This is a genomic window from uncultured Campylobacter sp. (assembly GCF_963517995.1).
Classification (GTDB): domain Bacteria; phylum Campylobacterota; class Campylobacteria; order Campylobacterales; family Campylobacteraceae; genus Campylobacter_A.
Genome location: NZ_CAUQHQ010000143.1, coordinates 1 through 5,385 on the forward strand (window position 1 = coordinate 1; position 5,385 = coordinate 5,385).

Annotated in this window: 10 protein-coding genes; all 10 read right to left on the reverse strand. The window is 48.4% G+C overall.

Annotation, left to right across the window (positions count from 1 at the left end):
* Positions 1–626, reverse strand: a 626-nt coding sequence (locus RYL88_RS11130; protein ID WP_314991314.1) for a hypothetical protein, incomplete at its 3' end; no start/stop codon positions are given.
* The gene (locus RYL88_RS11135; RefSeq protein WP_314991315.1) at positions 626–883 is read right to left on the reverse strand and encodes a hypothetical protein; all 258 of its coding nucleotides are present in this window, start codon (positions 881–883) and stop codon (positions 626–628) included. The genes RYL88_RS11130 and RYL88_RS11135, both read right to left, overlap by 1 nt.
* Complete coding sequence (locus RYL88_RS11140) at positions 874–1,317, reverse strand: hypothetical protein (protein ID WP_314991317.1); 444 nt, start codon at positions 1,315–1,317, stop codon at positions 874–876. The genes RYL88_RS11135 and RYL88_RS11140 overlap by 10 nt, the downstream gene beginning before the upstream one ends.
* Positions 1,318–1,463: 146 nt before the next feature.
* Complete coding sequence (locus RYL88_RS11145; protein WP_314991318.1) at positions 1,464–2,567, reverse strand: hypothetical protein; 1,104 nt, start codon at positions 2,565–2,567, stop codon at positions 1,464–1,466.
* A 13-nt stretch (positions 2,568–2,580) separates the two neighbouring features.
* Complete coding sequence (locus RYL88_RS11150; RefSeq protein WP_314991319.1) at positions 2,581–2,958, reverse strand: hypothetical protein; 378 nt, start codon at positions 2,956–2,958, stop codon at positions 2,581–2,583.
* Positions 2,959–3,005: 47 nt separating this feature from the next.
* Complete coding sequence (locus tag RYL88_RS11155; RefSeq protein ID WP_314991321.1) at positions 3,006–3,560, reverse strand: glycosyl hydrolase 108 family protein; 555 nt, start codon at positions 3,558–3,560, stop codon at positions 3,006–3,008.
* 3 nt (positions 3,561–3,563) lie between these two features.
* Positions 3,564–3,947: a hypothetical protein gene (locus RYL88_RS11160; protein WP_314991323.1), complete on the reverse strand. Its 384-nt coding sequence runs from the start codon at positions 3,945–3,947 to the stop codon at positions 3,564–3,566.
* Between the two features lie 106 nt (positions 3,948–4,053).
* Positions 4,054–4,299, reverse strand: a complete 246-nt coding sequence (locus tag RYL88_RS11165; RefSeq protein WP_314991325.1) for a hypothetical protein — start codon at positions 4,297–4,299, stop codon at positions 4,054–4,056.
* Positions 4,283–4,660, reverse strand: a complete 378-nt coding sequence (locus RYL88_RS11170) for a hypothetical protein (RefSeq protein ID WP_314991327.1) — start codon at positions 4,658–4,660, stop codon at positions 4,283–4,285. The genes RYL88_RS11165 and RYL88_RS11170 overlap by 17 nt, the downstream gene beginning before the upstream one ends.
* A gap of 79 nt (positions 4,661–4,739) precedes the next feature.
* The coding region (locus RYL88_RS11175) for a hypothetical protein (protein WP_314991329.1) at positions 4,740–5,385 on the reverse strand (646 nt) is incomplete at its 5' end.

Genomic DNA, 5,385 nt, shown 5'->3' on the forward strand with positions numbered 1-5,385 from the left:
GCTATCGCTTTTGCCGCGATGCCGTCGCCTTTGGTGATAGCCGCAAGCAAATTGAAAAAATGCTCGTTCATAGATGCCGGCGGGTTCAAATCGCGCTGGGCGAGGTTTTGTAAAAAGTCGCCTAGGATGGACGTAGCTTTGATGATACGATTGTCTTTTACCTGCCGCTCGATGGCCTTTTGCTGCTCTTCGGCCAGCTTTTGCTCGGCTTTGATCTTTTCTATCTGCGCGGTCGTGAGATCGTTTTGCGCTCTTAGCTGGTCCATCTCTAGCGGGTGTTTTTCTTTCATGTATTTATTTTTTAGCTCGAGCGCTTCGAGCTCTTTTTCTAGCCCTTGGTTGCGTAGTTCTAGCGCGCGTAGCTCCTGATCGAAGGTCAGCTCTTTTTGCGCTAGCTCCATTGCGTTTTGCATAGCGTTTTGAGTGAAATTTATAGATAGATCCGCGAGCAGTCCCGAGATCGTTCTAGCCCTTACTTCGTCGTTTATGTTGTAGCTATCAAACTGCTGGTCGATATACTGCGTGGTTTTTACAAACGGCGAATCTACGCAAGTCGCCGCCGCCAAAATTTTCTTAAAATTTTCTATATATTTTTCATCATATTTTATTTTGATTTTTTGCGCCATTATAGTCCCTTCATCTGCCGTTTGAGTTTGTTTAGGTTCGATCTTGCAAGGCTAGCCTGCGTTTCTAGCTCGCCTATCTCCTTTCCGGCTCCGTCGAGTTTTTTTGAAACGGCGCTAAATTTCGCGTCCGTAGAGTTTTGCAGGGCGTCGATTCTGCTTTCTATCCCGCCGATACTCGCTTGAAACGTATTGATTTGATCCGCCAGAGCGCGCACGCTATTTTTGAGAGCGTTAAAGTCTTCGTCGCTTACCGGCATAGTTCTATCTCGCTGGTTTTTGCCACGGCCAAATTTAGCGCCTCTTCAAGCTCGTCCGGCGTTATTAGCTCGATCTTGCCGCCTGCTAGTTTCCACTCCAGAGTCTCAAGCTCTAGCCTACGCGCACGCTCTAAGGCTAGGCTCATTCTGTTTTGAGACTTTTCGTCGCCCTTAAATTTACGCCCGCTACTCGTCCTTACGACGATACTCGCGATCTCTTCTTCTTTGAGCGCTTTTATCTGCGCCTTTTGCTCAGCCTCTGCTGCCGCCCTCATGCCATCGCTTGGCTCCCATTTGCCGTTTTTAAAGGCGTAGCCGTATGGGCTTTGCCCATTTGGGATATCTACTTTGTCCGCTTCGACGTTTTTGTACGCGCCGTGTTTTTCGGTGCCGCTGCCTATAATTACTCCGTCTTCGTCCAAAAAATAATACATGTTTTACCTTTTATTTTTACTCCGCGGCGGAAGTAAATTCCGCCTTACGGGCAAAGAGCTACGCCCTTTGCAAACCCCTAAAGCCCTACCTTACGGCGGGGACCCGTTTGTTTTTACTCCGTAGGGAAGCATAGCAAGCAAACAAGCTACCTATCTACTACGTCTTGCTGATTTAGATATAACATCACCGCCGCACTGTTTGGCCCCATCATAAATTTATCATTTACCGCGCCGCGGCTTGATCTTCCTAGAAGCGCCACGTGCGACTGCGACAGATCAGCTACATTGTAAAGCAGGATGCATGCGTTTGTCTTGGAGTTAAAATTTGCTTGAATGATTTTGTTGTTTGCCGAATTGTTCTCAAAACGCTCTATTTTTATGATCGTGTTGGTTTGCTTAAACTGATCAAACGCCACGTCGCCGCTAAAATATATCTTACCGCCGATGATCTGAAACGGCGTATACGTTCCGCTCGAGTTTGCGATACGAAAATTATCGGCCATGATTTCAAATTTGCTCTGCTGCCCACTCCCATCGCTAAACTGCCAGCCCGTGATTCTGCCGCGACTATCCGTGATTAGGGATTTGACTTTGGCTAGATACTCTTTTGCCGCCGTTGCGATAGCCGCGGCGTTCGTAACCTTCGCCAGCTCGGTTTCGGCTCTGGAGACGAGATTAGTCATATCAGCCGTCATAGACCTGATTTTGCCGTCCAGCCCCTTTTCTACCCTAGTCTCGACGTTTTTTGTGATTTGGGTTGTAAGCTCCCCCGGCAAACTCGCCTTAAGCTGATCGAACTTTTGAGCTATCGCGCTATTTTCGCTTGCATAGGCTTGCTTGAGCTGATCTATGCTAGCGTTGATTTCGCCAAATTTCGCATTGACTTGCCGTATCGCCTGCGCCAAAGCTTCGTTATCGGTAGTTACGGCGACGTCTTTATTTTTGACCATCGCCGAAATTTGGCCGTTGATCGCCTTGACTTCGCTTTTTAGCTCTTCAAGAGCTTTTATCGTGCCTCGCAATTTGTCGCGCAAATTTTGATTATCGAAGGTTCTCTCTTTGGCTAGATAGTCTTCTATGATACGTTCAAGCTCGCTGATGTGGTCAAACGGGTTAAAAGGCACGGGCGCGTTTGTGCCGCCGCCCTCATCGCCCTCGCCGCTTCCGGCGCCCGCTTCCGGATTAAACCCAAGAGGCCTAACCTCGAGATAATCGGGCGTTATATAAGCTATAGTTTGATTTTCCGCCATATTTACTCCTTAATTACCATGCAGCCTGTACGAGTTTTGCCTTACCGCGCATTACGCACATCGCATCGTTTCCTAGCGGCGGACGTAGCCATACCGCATACGCATGCCATGCTCCGCCGTAGCCGAAACTATCGCTGATGTCGTTTTTGAAAAATCCTTCCTGCGCGTTATCCCAAGCGCTAGCCTCGGCAAACATCACGACGTGATTTTGTTTTACCATGCCGATGTTTTTTAACTCCAGCTTTGCGCCGCTTTTGATGTTTTCAAACACCAGATCTACGATGCGAAATTTGGCGTCAAAAACCAGCGGTTTGTTGAAACGATCAAAATACGCGATATCTAGCCCAAACGCGCTGCCGATGATAAAGGTCTTTTCGTAGTATGCATTCACTTTTTACTCCTCATCGGGGCTTGCCCCGGACTTTCGCCCCCGGCGCGTCATACCGCCAAGGCTCTGTTTCTCCACCCGTTGGCATAAATCTTTAGCTTCGGATTTTTTTGCATCAAGCGGTTGTAGTATTCAAGCTCGGCTCGGTCGAATTCTTTGTCAAATCTCGCCTCGTCAAAGCGGTTTATCGCCGCTAGCGTCTGGTCGCCGAAGACGCCGTCGGCATCTACGCCTACTACCGTCTGCGCCGCGCGCACGGCGGGTTTGACACCAACGTTCACGGCGAAGACGAACATTTCATTCGCCTTGAGTTGGCTTGCGACTTCGTCAAGGCGCATACGATCCCAATAAGCTTCTTTGTAAAACTGGCGCACTTGCGCACGCAAATTCTCGCTAGCGTATAGCGCGCGCGATATTTTCTCGATGTCGCTGCCGTGAGCTAGCGCGCCTAGTATCTCGTCCCAGCCTTCCCAGTGTGGATGAGCGTTTTGGTAGATACCCATAAACGTCCAGCCGCTTTCGGTCGGATTTTTATCAAGTGCGTCGCCCGGCCTAGAGAATTCTAGTCGCATTAGAATTTGAAACGCATCGTTAAAATTTGCCATTTGCTATCCTTTCGTATCGTCAAAATTTTCGTGTCTGAAACTTCCGCCGTAGTCGTCATAATCCTTGCTATAACCTCCATACCCATTGTCGCCAAGCCCCTCTATTTTCTTGTCTGCTGCTTTGTTTATTTTTCGTCTAGCCCATTCGGCCCCCATAAAAGCGATAATACCGCCAAGAGCTAGCGCCCCCTCAACCTCGTGTATAAGGAGTTTTGAGATAGCAAACGTAGTCCAGCATAGAAACATCGCCGTGATAGTAGCTACGGCAAAAGCCCTTTTCGTGCGGTGTTTTCTGGGCTTGCCGTCATCGTCTAGTAGCCCCAAGACGCCGCCGATCGCGCCCACCACCAATACCCAAAGCAGGTATAGGTATTCTTGAAAATTCATCTTATCGCCGCCCCGAAAATCAAGGCGAGCAGGACCGACAAAGTTATTTCCAGCGCTCTTTTTTTGCTGATTTTAAAGCCCATGATTTTTTTGATTACCATTTCGCTCATCGTGCGCTCCTTACGCATTGTTTTAGCAAGTCCTCGCAGGTTTTAAAATACTCGGCGATTTTTCTTTGATTGTCCGGATCGCTTCTGTCGCGCTCCGGTTTTTGCGGCATCTCGTCGATGCAAGGCACGGCGATATACACGTCTTGATATTTTGTCCGAGTGATCACCTGCGGCTCTTTGCCTGCGCAGCCAAAAAACAATAGGGCGACGCAAAAAAGCCCGATCTTAGCGCGCAAGCTCATCAAATATCCTTTCGCATCGCTCCAGCTTCTCCTCGCAGTTTTGCGTAGCAAGCGGCTTTATGCTCTCAAATTTGCGTTTTGCTTTTTCTTGCGTCTTTTTTACGTCGGGCTTTTTTACTTCAAGCTCCTTAAATTTAGCGTTTTGCAGGTCTATTTTTGCATTGCACTCGCTTAAATTTGCAGCCGAGATTTGCAGGCTTGCCTCTTTTATAGCAAGCTCTGTTTGCGCCTGGGCAAGCCCCGCTTTTGCTTCTTTTATGTCGCCTTTTAGTTTCCAAATTTCAACCCCAAGCCCCAGCATTACGCCCGCAAGAGCGCCGATTACGATTAGCCAAAGCTTGTTTGCGATTAGAAAATTCATCACGCCCCCTTTAGCATTTTTAGGACAAGTACGGTGGCTAAGATTATCGCCGCAATGATTGCAAATTTGACCGTCGAGCTCATTGTTTTATCCTTTTAAACGGATTTACCGCCCAAACCGTCTGAAGCACCTTTTTATCGTTTTCGTCCATATACTCGGCTTTGTTGTCCTCGCGCATACCGACTACGTCCATTAATTTCCAGCCGAGGTAAATTCGGCAATACCATTTTGATTTGCCGTATCTGATCTCGCGGTAGTACCCGAAACGCTCGCGTCCGTCTTTCATCTTGCAGGTCACTAGACACTCGGTATTCTTTCGCCCTTTGTTGTAGGTCGCTAGCGTATCGCCGATCGCGCGCACGCTGTTTGCGTCTATGTCCTCGACTTTGACGCCCAGATACTTCGCGCTGAATACGCCTATTCTATTGCGATACAGCCAACAAAGGCGCGCGAGGTACGTTCTATTCTTGCCGCCTGAAAAGTGTTCGCCCTTCCACCCGTCATCGCCATTGACCCCATAATCGGGGTCATCGAACCACGCCGCCCATCTCGGCAAATTTTCGCTTTTTTCGTCGCAGGCTAGCAGCGCAAAAGGCACGATTAAAAAGTGCAAAATCTCGATAGGGATTTCAACCGCAAAATTACGCGCTACGGTTAGTTTTTGTTTTAGGGTTAGGTTCATTTTAGTATCCGTATTTGATTTTACTCTCGCCGATAGAGTTAGC

Coding starts and splice junctions, on each gene's coding strand:
- RYL88_RS11135 (WP_314991315.1), bottom strand. CDS start 883: ATGCCGGTAAGCGACGAAGACTTTAACGCTCTCAAAAATAGCGTGCGC.
- RYL88_RS11140 (WP_314991317.1), bottom strand. CDS start 1,317: ATGTATTATTTTTTGGACGAAGACGGAGTAATTATAGGCAGCGGCACC.
- RYL88_RS11145 (WP_314991318.1), bottom strand. CDS start 2,567: ATGGCGGAAAATCAAACTATAGCTTATATAACGCCCGATTATCTCGAG.
- RYL88_RS11155 (WP_314991321.1), bottom strand. CDS start 3,560: ATGGCAAATTTTAACGATGCGTTTCAAATTCTAATGCGACTAGAATTC.
- RYL88_RS11160 (WP_314991323.1), bottom strand. CDS start 3,947: ATGAATTTTCAAGAATACCTATACCTGCTTTGGGTATTGGTGGTGGGC.
- RYL88_RS11165 (WP_314991325.1), bottom strand. CDS start 4,299: ATGAGCTTGCGCGCTAAGATCGGGCTTTTTTGCGTCGCCCTATTGTTT.
- RYL88_RS11170 (WP_314991327.1), bottom strand. CDS start 4,660: ATGAATTTTCTAATCGCAAACAAGCTTTGGCTAATCGTAATCGGCGCT.